Here is a 14803-nt window from a genome sequence, read left to right as displayed (position 1 = left end):
AAGAAAAACAAATAGTAAGGACAGAAAATGAGCTTCGCACTTACCGCCGAACAGCAACAAATCAGGGACAGCATTTCACGGATATGCAAGCCGTTTGGAGATGACTACTGGCTTCAACGGGATACGGACGGAAAATTTCCCGAGGAGTTCTGTCAGGCAATCGTCGATGAGGGGTTTATGGGAATTGCCATGCCGGAAAAATACGGGGGCAGCGGTCTTGGGATCGCCGATGCCGCGGTCATGGCTCAGGCGATCACGGAATCAGGCGCCGCCAATGCCGGTTTTGCTGCCCTGATAATTGGCATCTTTGGCCTCAATCCCGTTGTAGTATTCGGCACGGAGGAACAGAAACAGAAATGGCTCCCCCCGATCATCAAACGCGAGGATGTTGCCTGCTTTGCCGTCACCGAACCGAACACCGGCCTTGATACGACAAGACTGAAAACCCGCGCTGTATGGGATGGGAAGGATTATGTCGTCAAGGGCGAGAAAATCTGGACGTCAACGGCTCTTCGCGCGAACAAGATGCTGCTCATTGCCCGAACAAAAAGGGAAGAAGAGACAAAACGTCCCATCGATGGGCTTTCTCTGTTCTATACCGATCTTGACCGCGATTATGTCGAAATTCGTCCCATCGACAAGATGGGAAGGAAATGCGTCGATTCCAATCAACTCTTCATCGATGGACTGCGTATCCCGAAGGAACATCTGGTCGGCGAGGAAGGCAAGGGATTTCGCTATCTTCTGCATGGATTGAATGCGGAAAGAATCCTGATTGCCGCCTCCATGGTTGGCCTCGGGCGAGCGGCACTGAAGAAAGCAAGCCAATATGCCCGCGATCGCGTAGTATTTGGACGCCCCATTGGAATGAACCAGTCAATTCAGCATCCGCTGGCGGAATCCTGGGCAGAACTGGAAGCGGCAAATCTTATGGCCTTCCAGGCTGCCAATATGTATGATGCGGGTGAAGACTGCGGCCTGCAGGCCAATGCAGCAAAATACCTCGCTGCGGAAGCTGCCTTCAAATCCTGTACAAATGCCGTCATGACCCATGGCGGGATGGGATATGCCAAGGAATTTCATGTCGAACGGTACATGCGTGAATGCATGATTCACCGGCTTGCCCCGATCAGTCCGCAATTGATCCTTAGTTATCTTGCAGAAAATGCTCTGGATCTTCCAAAATCATATTAAAATGATCGCGCGACCCACAAGAAAACAATAATAGAGGTTAGAACATGAGCCGAACGAGCAAGGCCTATATTGCGGGTATCTATGAACATCCCACCCGCAAGGCCATAGATAAGACAATACCCCAACTCCATGCAGAGGTTGCAATCGGTGCACTAAAAGATGCCGGCCTGACAAAAGATGATGTCGACGGGTATTTCTGTGACGGGGAGGCGCCGGGCCTCGGCGGCATGTCGATGGCCGAGTATATGGGCCTTAACATAACCTATACCGACACGACGGAAACCGGCGGCTCCTCCTACGTTGTGCATGTCGGTCATGCCGTCGAGGCAATTGCCGCCGGAAAATGCAATGTCGCGCTGATTACGCTTGCCGGACGCCCCCGGGCGGAGGGGGTTTCTTCTCTCGGCGCGCGGGATCGCGGCGGCGAATTACCGGAACGCGGCTTCGAGATTCCCTATGCACCTGCGATTACCAATATGTACGGCATGGCAGCAATGCGGCACATGTATGAATATGGCACGACCAGCGAGCAGCTTGCCTGGATCAAGGTTGCCGCCTCGCATCATGCGCAGCATAACGAACATGCCGTACTCCGCGATGTCGTAACGGTGGAGGATGTCGTTAATTCGCCGATGATTTCCGATCCGCTTCATCGGCTTGACTGCTGCGTCATCAGTGACGGCGGCGGCGCCCTGATTGTTGTCAGCCCGGAAATAGCTAAATCCCTTGGCCATCGCTGCGTCAAGGTTCTGGGGCATGGCGAAGCGGTGAAGCATTTGAATGGCGGCCGTTTCAACCTCACCTATACGGGCGCGGCGAAATCCGGTCCGATTGCCTTTGCCGAAGCGAATTTAAAACCCGCGGACATCGATTATGCCTCCATATATGACAGCTTCACGATAACGGTTCTGGAAACCATCGAGGACCTCGGTTTCTGCGAAAAAGGCCAGGGCGGCAAGTTTGTCTCCGACGGCAATCTGATTTCCGGCGTCGGTAAGCTTCCCTTCAACACGGACGGCGGAGGACTATGCAATAACCACCCGAGTAACCGCGGCGGCATGACAAAGGTAATCGAGGCTGTCCGGCAGCTGCGCGGCGAAGCCCATCGGAAGGTTCAGGTACCCGACTGCATGCTTGCCCTTGCCCACGGCACAGGAGGACAGATTTCAACGCGTACAGGAGCAGGAACCGTAATTCTGGGGAGGAACGACGCATGAGCCAGCAGGAACGAACATATAAAGAGCCAGGCATCAATATGGAGACCGAACCCTACTGGGAAGGAACAAAAAAGGGTCAACTGCTGATGAAGAGATGCAAATCCTGCGGTGAGACCCATTTTTATCCCCGCGCAATTTGCCCAATCTGTTTCAGCTCGGATACCGAATGGTATGAAGCCAGCGGCAAAGGCAAGATCTACAGTTACTCCATCATGCGCCGGGCGGAAATACCTTATGTCATGGCCTATGTGACCCTCGATGAAGGGGTCACCATGATGACGAACATTGTTGAGAGCGACTTTGACGATATCGCGATTGGCAAGGTCGTCGAGGTTACCTTTCGTAAGACCGAGGGGGACCAGTCTTTACCGGTTTTCCGGCTGTGCAAATGAGGCGTGAAGGAGAACTCCGATGACAAGGCCTCTAGATGGCGTCCGGATTATAGATCTGTCCAATATGCTGATGGCGCCCTACACAACCCAGATTTTGGGCGATATGGGAGCGGACGTCATTAAGATCGAGGCTCCGGGCGGGGATCCTGTCCGGGGCATCGGCCCTTCCCGCAACCCCGGAATGGGCGCCATTTACCTGAATTGCAACCGTAGCAAACGCAGCATTCTTCTGGACCTCAAGCAGCCTGAGGGTCTGACGGCTGCGCTTGACCTCATGAAGGATGCGGATGTTCTAGTGTATAATCGCCGTCCGCAGGTTATGGCTCGCCTTGGCCTCTCATATGAGACAGTTTCAAAGGTCAATCCACGGATAATATATGCCGGTCTTTTCGGCTACGGTCAGGGCGGCCCTTATGAGAAGAAGCCAGCCTTCGATGATCTCATCCAGGGCGCGGTTTCCATCCCCTCGCTCTCCCACATGGCCGACGGCAGGGAGCCGACCTATGCTCCTACGGCTCTGGTTGACCGCGGCGTCGGCTTATGGGCGGTTGGCCAGATCAATGCCGCCCTTTACTATCAATGCCGCACAGGCAAGGGCCAGAAAGTTGATCTTCCGATGTTTGAAATGATGACGAGTTTTGTTCTTGCAGATCATCTGGCGGGATATACGTTCGAGCCGAAAATCGGGCCGATTGGCTATGACAGAATGCTCAATCCGGACCGGCGTCCCTACCGAACGAAAGACAGTTACGTCTGTGTCATGGTCTATACGGACCGGCACTGGCGTTCATTCTATCAGGCGCTTGGACGCGAAGCCGAGCTTGATGCTGATCCGCGCTATAAAAGCATGACCACCCGGACAGAGAATATCAAACAGATTTATGCAGAGCTGTCCGCCTTGATGCAGACCCGCACAACGGCGGAATGGCTGAAGCTCTTCGATGATGCCGACATTCCGGCGATGCCAATGCATACACCCGAGACGTTGCTGGAGGATCCGCACCTGAAGGCAACGAACTTCTTCAGCACAATCGACCATCCAAGTGAAGGCAAGCTATTGGAGATGGCGGTTCCCAGCCAATGGTCGGATACGCAACCCTCGCCGACCCGGCCCGCACCAAGGCTGGGAGAGCACAGCACAGAAATACTGGCCGAAATCGGCTATAGCGAAGAAAAAATAAAATCTATGCTGGAAAAAGGCATCACGTCCTGATTCCCAAATAAAAAACTTATAACAGGAGAAAACCAAATCATGTCAGGTCTGTACTACGAAGAATTCAAACCGGGAATGGAATTTGAACACCCCTTGCGGAGAACTGTTACGGAAATGGATAACGTCATGTTCTGCGCCATGACCCACAATCCGCAACCGCTTCATCTGGATGAAGAATACAGTAAAGAGACGATGTATGGTCAGCGGATCGTCAACAGCCTGTTTACCCTCGGTCTCGTTATTGGCGTAACCGTGGCCGACACCACTCTTGGGACAACGCTTGGAAACCTCGGGATGACGGATATCCGGTTTAAAAACCCGGTGTTTCATGGCGATACCATCCGCGTGGTGACCCGGATCAAGGAAATGCGTGAAAGCGCGTCCCGACCGACCACAGGCCTCGTCGTGTTTGAACATATCGGCCTCAACCAGCGCGACGAAGAAATCGCCTATGTCATTCGCACCGGCCTTATGAAGAAGAAATCGGCATGATCATCCGCTCATGGCTGTTCGTCCCGGGAGATAACGAACGAAAACTCAGTAAGGGTCTGGAGAACGCTGCAGATGCCCTCATTCTCGACCTTGAGGATTCTGTTGCCGACAACCGTCAAGATATTGCCCGGCAGATGGTGTGCGACTATTTGACGGTGAATACGGATCGGTCACGGCAGCAGCTTTGGGTGCGCATCAACCCGCTGGACAATCCGCTGTCTCTGCCCGATCTGGCGGCTGTCATGCCAGGCAGGCCCGATGGTATTGTCCTGCCGAAAGTCTACTCAGCACAGGAAGTAAACACACTCGACAAGTATCTGTCCGCATTGGAAGCGCGCGAAGGAACAGAACAAGGCTCCACGAAGATCCTCTGTGTTGCCACAGAAACAGCAGCCTCCCTTCTGACGTTCCATACCTATCTTGACAATGTCAGCGACAGATTGATTGCCATGACCTGGGGTGGTGAAGATCTCGCAGCATCACTTGGAGCCAGCAACAACCGGCATCCTTTAACCGGCGATTATGACGATCCTTTCCTACTCGCCAGATCGCTTTGCCTGTCTACGTCACGCGCCATCAATATCCAACCGGTCGGCGCAGTGTTCGTCGACTACAGTGCGCTCGAAGCGTTGCGGAAAGACTGCCTGCGCGACCGGCAATCGGGTTTCATCGGCAAAATTGCCATCCATCCGGCACAATCCGATATCATCAATGAGGCCTTCACGCCCTCCGGGGAAGATATCGCCCATGCTCAGCGGATCATTGATGTCTTCGAGCAGAATCCGGGGCTCGGCACCGTAGGTCTTGATGGGAAAATGCTCGACATGCCGCACTTGAAGCAAGCACGCAATGTCATGGCTCTCGCAGAGCAGATCAAAGCGAGGAGTTAGAGCTTAAGGCAACCTCTTGGCCCGACCCATGTTGCCCGCCTCCTTTGACCTAAAGGCGACTTATCCTGCCATCTTCCGGCTGCGCCATTCCGCCTTATCCGCCCCGAGTGCCGGGGATGGCCAGCCCCAACCAGGGGTACTCTCCGAGAAGCGGATAACGGGCCCTAAGTGACGGACCTGACCATAGGTTGTCTCACAATCCATTTGCAGCGGCCTTGCCTCCTCGTCCGAGATGCCCATTCCTTCTCGCGGATAGTCGATCCGCCCCTGATCCTGCAGGAACATCGCCGATCGGCACAGTGATACCTTGACGTGATAACTGCCGCCCTCAACCGCACGACGGGCGAGCGCCAGCAAGGTGCCGTAAGCGCCAAGATAACCGGTGCTGTAATCACAGAAATAGATCGGCAACAGCTCTGGCGGATTGCCATTTTCCTGGCCGATTTCATGGCTGATACCAGTCACGGTCTGGGCAATCTGTTCCCATCCGCCCCGATTGCTGAAAGGTCCGCCCTCCCCATAGCAGTTGATCGAGGTATAGATGAGGCCCGGACGCTCCTGCGCCAGTTCCTCCGGACCAAATCCGCGCGCCTCGAGGACACCGGGGCGATAGCCTTGCGAGAAGACGTCCGCCCCGCGCACCAGTTCTTTCAGTCGGGCAGCCTCTTCCGTTGTGTTGAGATCAAGGAAGCAGCTGCGCTTGCCGTGGGATAGCTCAAGAACGAATTTCTTGATCTGCGGCACATGGCGCGCACCCACCATCAGGACATCGGCTCCATGTTCGGCCATCGTCCGGGCCGCGACAGGTCCAGCCAAGATGCGCGTGAGGTCAAGAACCCGCACGCCTTCAAGCGCTGGCCCGCCTTTCGGGAAAGGCTCCGGATCACTCTCGCCGATCTTCTCAATCTCGACAACAGCCTGCCCGGCAAGCAGTTTGCCATGCGGGTGACGCCGCCATTCCTCTTCCGTCCGGACAATACCGCCGCAGGCATTCGCATCCGCAATTGTCTGATCGATATCCTCGGCATCCCATTTGGCAACCGCTTTGGCAATACTTTCCTGCGTCTGTTCGCAACCCAGAATGCCCAGCACTTTCTCTTTCAGCCCTTTCATTCCGAAATGCGGCATGAACCAGCGTCCGTCTTTGGTGGGATAGGCCCGGATGGTCTCATAGGCCGCCTGCGCCAATGGCGAATCTCCATAGACTTTATAGGCGCCATCCGGCGCCCGCAGCATCAGATGAGCAACGCTGTTGAGAGCCATCGCCGCATGACGGGCATCAACCGAGACTTTCTGGGAGCGGCCCGTCTTCATCTCCCAGATATCTGAGATTGCCACCCCCGTCGCCGCCAAAATCGCCGCCCCTGTGTCCGCGACCTTGAACCGGGTAGAATAGACCGGGTCGCTCCCGGTTATTTCCAACGACGGCACGTCTTCGCGATTTCGAAGGATGAGCAATTCCTGTAAAGCGGCATTCATCTCTCTGTTTCCCAGATTTTTTATTTTTCAGCATCCTCAAGTTTGTATTTTTCAGCATTTTACCGGCCATGACAACCTGTTTCGGAGATACCGCCGCGGTTCCTACCCCGCCAACCAACTGCTGATAGTCTCTTTGTCTTTTTCAGGCGTTTGCTTGACCGGCGGGCGTATCGGATCCGGCTGAGACCGGCTGAACCGCGGGGCGGGCGCCGGTTGGGTGACCCCGGCAACATCAACGAATGTATGGCGGGCCCGGTTATGAGGATGCTGCGCGGCCTCTTCAAGCGATAGCACGGGGGCGTAGCAGCAATCTGTCCCTTCCAGAATCGCGCTCCATTCCGACTGGGTTTTCTCGGCAACGCGAGCCGCGACTTTCTCCTTCAAGGCCGGCCAGTTTGCCTTGTCATAGGTCATCTCGAGATTATCATATTCAATCCCGAGCGCCTCCAGCATCAGCTTCTGGAATTTGGCCTCTATCGGCCCCAGCGATATCCACTCCCCGTCCTTGCATTGATACACGTCATAGAAATGAGCCCCGGAATCAAGAATATTGTTGCCTCGGTCATAGGTCATCAAACCCTGCTTGTACATCCCGGCAAACACTGTCATCAGGGACGCCGTCCCGTCCACAATTGCGGCATCGACAACCTGTCCTTTTCCTGAAATGCTTCGCTCATAGAGAGCGCTCAGCACCCCGAAAATCAGATACATCGACCCGCCGCCATAATCACCGACCAGATTGAGCGGAGGCGTCGGCGGCTGTCCGGCGCGGCCAATGCCATACAGCGCCCCCGCAAGAGCGATATAGTTCATGTCATGTCCTGCGGCCTGAGCAAGAGGCCCCTCCTGCCCCCATCCGGTCATCCGGCCATAAACAAGGCCGGGATTGCGGGCGAGGCATTCATCGGGACCCAACCCCAATCGTTCCATGACCCCGGGTCTGGCCCCCTCCAGCAAAACATCAGCCTTCTCCACGAGCGGCCATATCTTCTCAAATTCTTCCTTATTCTTGAGGTTTAGCGTGACAATTTTCCGGTTTCGCAGAGTCAGGTCGAGATGGCGTTCCCGCGGCAGCCCGACATCCGTGCCGCCAGGCCGTTCGACGCGCAGCACATCCGCCCCAAGATCCGCCAGCAGCATCGTGGCGAACGGCACCGGCCCGATTGCTTCCATTTCAAGAACCTTCAATCCATGTAGTGGACCCATCACACTCTTCCTTTTTTTCAGTTTTTCTCTTTCAGGGTATTTGCCGGAAACTCCGTACGCATATTCGAATATTCGTATAATAATCCGGTATTCGAACCAAGATATTGCATGAGAGCTTTCTGTCAATCCGATTTTTGTGCTTCTTTAAGGACATCACCAATGGCTTGACAAGAAAACAAAAATGCCGTTAATAGTAATTCGAATATACATAGTTATGTTCAAATATACGAACATAACCAACAACTCAGAAAATGATAAATTCCGGATGGAAGCGTTTCAGGAAAGCACAAATGAACGCCTGACTACCCGGCAGAGAAGGATATTTAAGGATAATGGCAGGTATATTGGACGGCATTCGCGTAGTTGAACTAACGACAGTAATCCTGGGGCCATGGGCAACACAAATGCTTGGCGATATGGGAGCGGATGTGATCAAGGTGGAGACACCAGCTGGCGATACAACACGTCATTCCGGGCCGAGAAGAAACGCAGGCATGGGCTCCCTGTATCTCGCGACCAACCGCAACAAACGCAGTATTGTTCTGGATTTGACCAAACCGTCCGGGCTTGAAGCACTCTTCAGAGTGATCGGAACGGCCGATGTCTTTGTCCATAACCTCCGCCCTAAGGTCGCCAGAAAACTCGGTTTGGAATATGACAAATTCAAAGCCGACTTTCCCGACCTGATTTACTGTGCCACTTATGGTTTCAGGGCTGGCGGCCCGATGGAGGACAAACCGGCCTATGATGATATCATTCAGGCGGCGTCAGGCCTTGCCGACCTTTTAACGGTAACCTCTGACCAACCAAGATATGTGCCAACGATTATGGCGGATAAGACCTCTTCGCTCAATCTTGTAACAGCAATATTGGCCGGCATCGTAAACCGGGAGCGTGGTGGGGGCGGACAGGCGATCGAGGTCCCCATGTTCGAAGCTCTCGTTGATTTTGTGATGGTTGAACATCTTTATGGCGCCTGCTTCGAACCGCCTGTTGCCAAGATGGGATATGAGCGCCTGCTGAACACAATGCGCAAACCTTACGCAACAACCGACGGATATCTCGCAGTTCTGCCCTATACGGATCGCAACTGGCAGGATCTATTTGATATCGCCGGCAGGGATGATCTCAAGAATGATCCAAGATTTGAGAGCCTTGCTACCCGGGTTGCCCATTCTGAGGAAATATATGGCTTGCTCGCAGATATCATTGCGACCCGCTCTTCCGCTGACTGGCAGAAAGACCTCGATAAACTGAATATTCCCGTACAAACCGTCATGACAAAAGAAATGCTGTTAGATAGTGAACAATTGAAGGCGACAGGATTCTGGCGGCTTGAGGAACATCCAACCGAAGGCACATTGCGCATGGTTGACCCACCGATCCGGTTCTCCAAAACACCGTCAACCATTCGCAGCATGCCCCCTCACCTCGGGGAACAAAGTGCTGAAATTCTCAGTGAAGTAGGATATTCCGAGTTAGAGATAAATCAATTCATCAAAGATAAAGTCACACAGCTACCTTAAGCAACGACACCAATAACGAATATTTTTTGGGAGTATAAAGATGGGGAATTTCGAGAATATTATTTTCGAAGTCGACGACAAGGTCGCCACATTGACGCTTAACAGGCCTCAGGCCTTAAACGCAATGACCTTTGATCTGATGTATGAAATTCAGGATGCGCTCAACATCATTGAGGAAGAAAATAGCATACGCGCCCTCATACTCACCGGCGCCGGTCGCGGTTTTTGCGCGGGGCAGGACCTTCGAAATCGCCCGCCGGAAGGCAGCGACATCGTCGAACTCTATACCGGCTGCTATTTCGACGCCATCAATGGTATCCGAACCTGCCGGGTGCCGGTTATTACAGCTGTCAATGGCACGGCAGCAGGCGGAGGTTTCTCCCTGGCGCTCGCTGGAGATATTCTATTAGCCGCCAAAACTGCAAAATTCATTCAGGTATTCAGCCGCATCGGTCTCAGTCCGGACCTCGGATCGACCTATCTATTGCCGCAGGCCATTGGCAGGGCCCGTGCGTTGAGAATGATGATGACTAACGAGCCCGTCACGGCTGCTCAGGCCCTAGAATGGGGCCTTGTCAGCAACGTATATGAAGATGATAAACTTATGGATGAAGCTAGAACACTTGCCGCCAGGCTGGCGGATGGTCCTACCTATGCCCTTGAAATGACACGCAAGACAGTGGATGAAAGCACGCACAATGACTTCAAAACTCAGTTCCGGCGAGAACTGGAAGTGAACGCGGAGTTGCGGGAAAAATATGATTCAAAGGAAGGGGTCGCCGCATTCCTTGAAAAGCGTGCGGCGGTATTTAAAGGGGAGTGAAAGTCAGCCTTTCTAGGCATTGTCGTACCAACTTCGTGTTTATCATTCAGGCCGTTACAAACGACTCTGAATCAGCACTCCCATAACCAAGAAAATCGGTTACAATTTGACGCCCCAGTCTTTAAGGATCTCTTCCGTATGCTCGCCGGCTTTCGGCGGCGCGCGCCTGATCTCGGGTTTGGTACGGCTGAAACGCGGGGCCGGGGCCGGCTGCAGAACATTGTCCTGCTCCACGAATGTATGGCGCGCTTTGTTATGGGGATGTTGAGGCGCTTCCGCCATATCAAGGACAGGCGCAAAGCAAATATCGCTGCCTTCCATAATGGCGCACCAGTCATCGCGGCTTTTTGTTCTGAATTTTTCGGCGAGCTTCTTTTTAAGCACCGGCCATTTCTTTTGATCCATCTGCGTCTTGAAGTCCGGATCGTCAATTTCCGCTTTCTGAAGCAGTTCCGCATAGAATTGCGGTTCGATGGAGCCGATCGAAATCCATTTGCCATCCGCGCATTCATAACATCCGTAGAAATGTGCGCCACCGTCCAGAAGATTGCTTTCCCGCTCGTCCATCCATTTTTTATAATTATGAAGATTATAGATGCCGGCCATCAGAAGGGAGGCGCCGTCGGACATTGCCGCGTCGATCACCTGGCCCTCGCCTGAGCTTTTCGCTTCCAGCAGTCCGCACACCATCCCGAAGCCGAGATACATCGCCCCACCGCCAAAATCACCAATCAGGTTCAGCGGGGGTACCGGGCCGCTTTCCTTCGTTCCAATCGCATGAAGGGCGCCGGTTATGGCAACGTAGTTGATATCATGCCCTGCCGCCTTGGACAGCGGACCGTCCTGACCCCAGCCGGTCATCCGGCCATAGACCAGCTTCGGGTTTCTCTCGAAGCAGGCGTCGGGGCTGAGTCCGAGTTTTTCCATGACACCCGGCCGATAGCCCTCAATCAGGCCATCCGCCTTTTCCACCAGATCAAGGACCGTTTGCACCCCTTCCGAAGATTTGAGATCTATTTCAATGGAGCGGCGACCACGGTTGAGAATATCGTAGTCGAGGCCGAGCAGGTTCGTGCCGCCGGGTCGATCAACCCGGATGACATCCGCCCCCATGTCGGCAAGCAACATGGCGCAGAATGGGCCAGGTCCAATCCCCGCCATTTCAATAATTTTAATGCCGTTCAAAGGTCCCACAGTCGCTCTCCTTATGTCGTTTTTATTGTTTCTTGCGAAGCCGCAGCTTCAGCTTCTTTCAAGAGAACTCCCGACCGCAGAAGTTCAAGATAGGCCTCAAGCTGCGCCTTTTCGAGCGGCTTGAAGACAGTCCCCTTTGCCGTTGACCGGACAAAGAGATAGTCACGTGCGCCAATCATCAGATAGGCCAGCGATTCCAGCTGTCCTTCGGTGAAGCCTTTTAGCTCCCCCTTCGACTGCCAGCGCTTCAAGGCCCGGACGAAGGGCTGGAACAGATTATCCATATGAATGGCATGGCCCTTAGGCGTCGCAAAACGGCCCTCATGCAACAGCCGGAAAAACCACGGATTTATCTGAACATAAGACTGAAACGCCAAGAGGCCAAGCCGTTCCATCTCGATGAAGCTGGTCGCCTCGCGAAGTTCTCTCCGGATGTAGGCCAGGATATCCAGCCCCTTGATCGGCAGCAGCTGATCGAATAGATCCTGCCGGTCTTCGAAGTAATTGTAAAAGGTTCCGTGCGCCAGCCCCGCGCCATCGGCAATCTTGGCGATCGAGGCATCATTGTACCCATATTCGCCGATGCAGACGGCAGCGGAATCGATAAGCGATTGCCGGTTCAAGGCCGCTTTTTCCTCGCGGGAAGGTCTGTTCTTCCTATTCGGCCTTAACATCGCCACTCAAATCCTTTCTAAACTTACCTCTTTTCAGGCGGACGCGTCTCCGGCACCACCAAACGCTGTCCATCCGCCATCAACCGGCAGGGTTATTCCCGTAATATAGCTTGCCCGGTCAGACAACAAGAAAAGGACCGCATTTCCTATTTCTTCCTGCTTGCCAAGGCGGCCCATGGGGATGCGCCGTGTGTACACATCTGATCCTATCGCAACCTTGTCGAAAATGGCCGAGGCCATCGGCGCTTCGATCACACCGGGGGCAACCGCATTCACCCTTATGCCATAGCGCGCGAAATCACAGGCCATTGTTTTTGTCATCATAACGATACCTGCCTTGCTGACGCCATAGCCATTTGACGCACCGAAGCCACCCAGACCGGCCACGGAGGCCATATTGACGAAAGACGACCCCGGCGCCATATGCCGCGATGCTTCCCTTGACATCAGGAACACCCCCTGCAGATTGACGTCGATCACCCGGCGCCAGTCATCCAGGGTCTGCCGCCGCGTCCCCTTGATGGGCTCGAACACACCGGCATTATTCACCACTCCGTCAAGGCCGCCTAGGAGGTCGAGAGTGTCATCGATCAGAGATTTGACGGCGTCTTCATCCGCCACATTCGCGGTCAAGGCACCCGCCGCGCCAATCTCCGCACAGGCCTTTTCCAGGCTCTCCTCGGAGATATCATTGAGGACAACCTTGGCACCGGCTTCAATCAGCAGGCGCGCCGTCTCCAGGCCGATCCCTCCGGCACCTCCGGTTACAAGAATCCGGTGACCGGTCAGGTCAAGCGTTGGAACATTACTCGTCATTTGGTTTCTCCTGCTCCTGATTGAGCCTTTATTTTCCGGTGTAAATTGGGGCGCGCTTTTCGCGGAAAGCCGTTACGGCTTCCTGGTGATCCGCACTCTGATTTGTTAGCGCCTCATAGGCGAGACAGGCATCCATGACTGAATGGGCAACCTGTTTAAGATGGATATTCAGGCTCACCTTTGTCCATTTGATGGATTTGACGGGGCCGTTTGCCAACCGGTCCGCAAATCGGTTGACGGTGTCATCCAGTTCGTCCGGCGCGCAGACATGGTTGATCAACCCGAGGTCCAGCGCTTCTTTCGCCGTTAAGGGATCACCGGTCATCAGATATTCCTTCGCCTTGGCCATCCCGATCAGCGCTGGCCAGATGACGGCGGCGCCGTCGCCTGCCACCATGCCCATCAGGACATGCGGATCGCCGATTTTTACGGTTTCGTTCATGAAAGTCACGTCACAGAACAGCGCCATCGTGCAGCCAAGTCCCATCGCATGACCGTTAATCCGGCAAATAACAGGCTTTTCGCAGTCGAGAATGGAGAAAACGATCTGCTTGGCTTCCGTGACGGTGCGTTCAAAGGTTTCCGGCTCGTCGATGGCTCTTTGCATCCAGCTAACGTCCCCGCCCGCGCAGAAAGCCTGACCGTTCCCTGTAAAGATGATCACATCGGAATGCGGGTCGGCATCCGCGTCCCGGAAGACGCGCGACAGCTCCTCATGGAGAATTTCATCGACGGCATTGAAGGATTCCGGGCGGCACATCTCCAATGTCAGGACGCGACCACGGCGGTGCCATTTTATGGCTTGATATCTGTTTTCAGGCTTACTCATGTCTGTCATTTCTTTTTGCTTTTCTTGGTTCATTACTCACTCCGAATTTTGCGGGTCGTCCTTCCAGAAAGGCCCGACGCCCTTCCGCGGCATCGGGGGATGCCAGGGCGGTGACCTGTGCTTCAACCTCTGCATCCAGAGCAGAGGAAAAGGATGAATTTTCAGAAGCGTTAAAAAGACTTCTGATTTGCTGAATGGCGACTCTCGGTCCATTCGCCAGTCTTTCAGCAGTTTGGATTGCTTCCGACTGCAATTTTTCCTGCGGCGTGGCGCGCCAGACGAGTCCCCAGGCCGCCGCGGTCACACCGTCAATATCATCCCCGAGGAGGGCCCATGCCTCCGCCCGCGCCCGGCCGATCCGCCGCGGTAGAACCCATGTCGTTCCACAGTCCGGCACCAGACCGACCTTCACGAAGGCCGGGATAAATCGCGCTGTCTCGCTGCAGAGGACAATGTCGGAAGAGGTCACAAAACCCAGCGCCCCGCCCGCGCAAACACCCTGAACGGCGCATACAATCGGCTTCGGATAGCTCACCATCTCCTGCATCAGGGTATGAAAAACTTCCCGCATCTCCTTTGCAAACCAGCCGGGCTTTTCCGACATATTCGCCTTTTCGAGATCAATCCCGGCGCTGAACGCCTTCCCCGCGCCGCTGAACATGACGGCGCCAATGGACGGCTGATCCCGCGCTTCAGCCAGCGCTTCGCGCATGTCATTTGCCATATCCGCGGTAAAGGCATTCAACCGGTCTGGACGATTGAGCCGTAAGTGCAGAACACCCTTCTCGGCACGGACGGAAAGGCCATTATCCGTTGTCCTTTCCTCCGACGTGATCTGAAAATGCGACATCAGTATTT

At 54.4% G+C, this 14803-nt stretch carries 15 protein-coding genes; 8 read left to right on the top strand and 7 right to left on the bottom strand.

What is annotated here, in order from left to right; translation table 11 throughout:
• Nucleotides 1–27: 27 nt before the first annotated feature.
• Genes AAC599_RS15750 through AAC599_RS15725 form a run of 6 tightly spaced genes read left to right on the top strand, consistent with a single transcriptional unit; the run spans nucleotide 28 to nucleotide 5398 of the window.
• Nucleotides 28–1194 carry an acyl-CoA dehydrogenase family protein gene (locus tag AAC599_RS15750; protein ID WP_340151362.1) on the top strand — a complete coding sequence of 389 codons (1167 nt, stop codon included), beginning with the start codon at nucleotides 28–30 and terminating at the stop codon, nucleotides 1192–1194.
• A 44-nt stretch (nucleotides 1195–1238) separates the two neighbouring features.
• Complete coding sequence (locus AAC599_RS15745; RefSeq protein WP_340151361.1) at nucleotides 1239–2411, top strand: thiolase domain-containing protein; 1173 nt, start codon at nucleotides 1239–1241, stop codon at nucleotides 2409–2411.
• Nucleotides 2408–2803 carry a Zn-ribbon domain-containing OB-fold protein gene (locus AAC599_RS15740; protein WP_340151360.1) on the top strand — a complete coding sequence of 132 codons (396 nt, stop codon included), beginning with the start codon at nucleotides 2408–2410 and terminating at the stop codon, nucleotides 2801–2803. Before AAC599_RS15745 ends, AAC599_RS15740 begins: the two co-directional genes overlap by 4 nt.
• Nucleotides 2804–2822: 19 nt before the next feature.
• Nucleotides 2823–4016: a CoA transferase gene (locus AAC599_RS15735; RefSeq protein WP_340151359.1), complete on the top strand. Its 1194-nt coding sequence runs from the start codon at nucleotides 2823–2825 to the stop codon at nucleotides 4014–4016.
• A gap of 39 nt (nucleotides 4017–4055) precedes the next feature.
• Nucleotides 4056–4508, top strand: a complete 453-nt coding sequence (locus tag AAC599_RS15730; protein WP_340151358.1) for a MaoC family dehydratase — start codon at nucleotides 4056–4058, stop codon at nucleotides 4506–4508.
• Nucleotides 4505–5398, top strand: a complete 894-nt coding sequence (locus tag AAC599_RS15725; protein WP_340151357.1) for a CoA ester lyase — start codon at nucleotides 4505–4507, stop codon at nucleotides 5396–5398. The genes AAC599_RS15730 and AAC599_RS15725 overlap by 4 nt, the downstream gene beginning before the upstream one ends.
• 60 nt (nucleotides 5399–5458) lie before the next feature.
• Here the strand turns inward: AAC599_RS15725 and AAC599_RS15720 are convergent, their stop codons facing one another.
• Nucleotides 5459–6877 (bottom strand): CoA transferase, encoded by a 1419-nt coding sequence (locus AAC599_RS15720; RefSeq protein ID WP_340151356.1) that lies wholly within the window; start codon nucleotides 6875–6877, stop codon nucleotides 5459–5461.
• A 102-nt stretch (nucleotides 6878–6979) separates the two neighbouring features.
• Nucleotides 6980–8083, bottom strand: coding sequence for a CaiB/BaiF CoA-transferase family protein (locus AAC599_RS15715; protein ID WP_340151355.1), 1104 nt, complete (start codon nucleotides 8081–8083; stop codon nucleotides 6980–6982).
• A 332-nt stretch (nucleotides 8084–8415) separates the two neighbouring features.
• Here AAC599_RS15715 and AAC599_RS15710 point away from each other — a divergent pair, with 332 nt between their 5' ends.
• Together AAC599_RS15710 and AAC599_RS15705 are read left to right on the top strand one after the other, a co-directional pair.
• Nucleotides 8416–9609, top strand: a complete 1194-nt coding sequence (locus AAC599_RS15710; protein ID WP_340151354.1) for a CoA transferase — start codon at nucleotides 8416–8418, stop codon at nucleotides 9607–9609.
• 40 nt (nucleotides 9610–9649) lie between these two features.
• Nucleotides 9650–10432 carry an enoyl-CoA hydratase-related protein gene (locus AAC599_RS15705; RefSeq protein ID WP_340151353.1) on the top strand — a complete coding sequence of 261 codons (783 nt, stop codon included), beginning with the start codon at nucleotides 9650–9652 and terminating at the stop codon, nucleotides 10430–10432.
• A 99-nt stretch (nucleotides 10433–10531) separates the two neighbouring features.
• On the opposite strand, the gene AAC599_RS15700 is transcribed toward AAC599_RS15705, so the two are convergent.
• The 5 genes from AAC599_RS15700 to AAC599_RS15680 are packed head-to-tail and all read right to left on the bottom strand — an operon-like array spanning nucleotide 10532 to nucleotide 14795.
• The gene (locus tag AAC599_RS15700; protein WP_340151352.1) at nucleotides 10532–11626 is read right to left on the bottom strand and encodes a CaiB/BaiF CoA-transferase family protein; all 1095 of its coding nucleotides are present in this window, start codon (nucleotides 11624–11626) and stop codon (nucleotides 10532–10534) included.
• 11 nt (nucleotides 11627–11637) lie between these two features.
• On the bottom strand, nucleotides 11638–12300 hold the full coding sequence (locus tag AAC599_RS15695; RefSeq protein WP_340151351.1) for a TetR/AcrR family transcriptional regulator: 663 nt from the start codon (nucleotides 12298–12300) through the stop codon (nucleotides 11638–11640).
• Nucleotides 12301–12333: 33 nt separating this feature from the next.
• Nucleotides 12334–13116, bottom strand: a complete 783-nt coding sequence (locus tag AAC599_RS15690) for an SDR family NAD(P)-dependent oxidoreductase (RefSeq protein WP_340151350.1) — start codon at nucleotides 13114–13116, stop codon at nucleotides 12334–12336.
• 28 nt (nucleotides 13117–13144) lie between these two features.
• A complete protein-coding gene (locus AAC599_RS15685) occupies nucleotides 13145–13945 on the bottom strand; it encodes an enoyl-CoA hydratase-related protein (RefSeq protein ID WP_340151349.1) in 801 nt (266 codons plus the stop codon).
• A complete protein-coding gene (locus tag AAC599_RS15680; protein WP_340151348.1) occupies nucleotides 13938–14795 on the bottom strand; it encodes an enoyl-CoA hydratase-related protein in 858 nt (285 codons plus the stop codon). Before AAC599_RS15680 ends, AAC599_RS15685 begins: the two co-directional genes overlap by 8 nt.
• Nucleotides 14796–14803: the final 8 nt, after the last annotated feature.

This window comes from uncultured Sneathiella sp. (assembly GCF_963976355.1).
In the GTDB taxonomy this organism is placed as follows: domain Bacteria; phylum Pseudomonadota; class Alphaproteobacteria; order Sneathiellales; family Sneathiellaceae; genus Sneathiella.
This window is presented reverse-complemented; position numbering and strand designations above follow the sequence as displayed.

What these genes read in the sequence shown, in the direction of transcription:
- AAC599_RS15750 (WP_340151362.1), top strand. Translation starts at nt 28, where the DNA reads ATGAGCTTCGCACTTACCGCCGAACAGCAACAAATCAGGGACAGCATT.
- AAC599_RS15745 (WP_340151361.1), top strand. Translation starts at nt 1,239, where the DNA reads ATGAGCCGAACGAGCAAGGCCTATATTGCGGGTATCTATGAACATCCC.
- AAC599_RS15740 (WP_340151360.1), top strand. Translation starts at nt 2,408, where the DNA reads ATGAGCCAGCAGGAACGAACATATAAAGAGCCAGGCATCAATATGGAG.
- AAC599_RS15735 (WP_340151359.1), top strand. Translation starts at nt 2,823, where the DNA reads ATGACAAGGCCTCTAGATGGCGTCCGGATTATAGATCTGTCCAATATG.
- AAC599_RS15730 (WP_340151358.1), top strand. Translation starts at nt 4,056, where the DNA reads ATGTCAGGTCTGTACTACGAAGAATTCAAACCGGGAATGGAATTTGAA.
- AAC599_RS15725 (WP_340151357.1), top strand. Translation starts at nt 4,505, where the DNA reads ATGATCATCCGCTCATGGCTGTTCGTCCCGGGAGATAACGAACGAAAA.
- AAC599_RS15720 (WP_340151356.1), bottom strand. Translation starts at nt 6,877, where the DNA reads ATGAATGCCGCTTTACAGGAATTGCTCATCCTTCGAAATCGCGAAGAC.
- AAC599_RS15715 (WP_340151355.1), bottom strand. Translation starts at nt 8,083, where the DNA reads ATGGGTCCACTACATGGATTGAAGGTTCTTGAAATGGAAGCAATCGGG.
- AAC599_RS15710 (WP_340151354.1), top strand. Translation starts at nt 8,416, where the DNA reads ATGGCAGGTATATTGGACGGCATTCGCGTAGTTGAACTAACGACAGTA.
- AAC599_RS15705 (WP_340151353.1), top strand. Translation starts at nt 9,650, where the DNA reads ATGGGGAATTTCGAGAATATTATTTTCGAAGTCGACGACAAGGTCGCC.
- AAC599_RS15695 (WP_340151351.1), bottom strand. Translation starts at nt 12,300, where the DNA reads ATGTTAAGGCCGAATAGGAAGAACAGACCTTCCCGCGAGGAAAAAGCG.
- AAC599_RS15690 (WP_340151350.1), bottom strand. Translation starts at nt 13,116, where the DNA reads ATGACGAGTAATGTTCCAACGCTTGACCTGACCGGTCACCGGATTCTT.
- AAC599_RS15685 (WP_340151349.1), bottom strand. Translation starts at nt 13,945, where the DNA reads ATGAGTAAGCCTGAAAACAGATATCAAGCCATAAAATGGCACCGCCGT.
- AAC599_RS15680 (WP_340151348.1), bottom strand. Translation starts at nt 14,795, where the DNA reads ATGTCGCATTTTCAGATCACGTCGGAGGAAAGGACAACGGATAATGGC.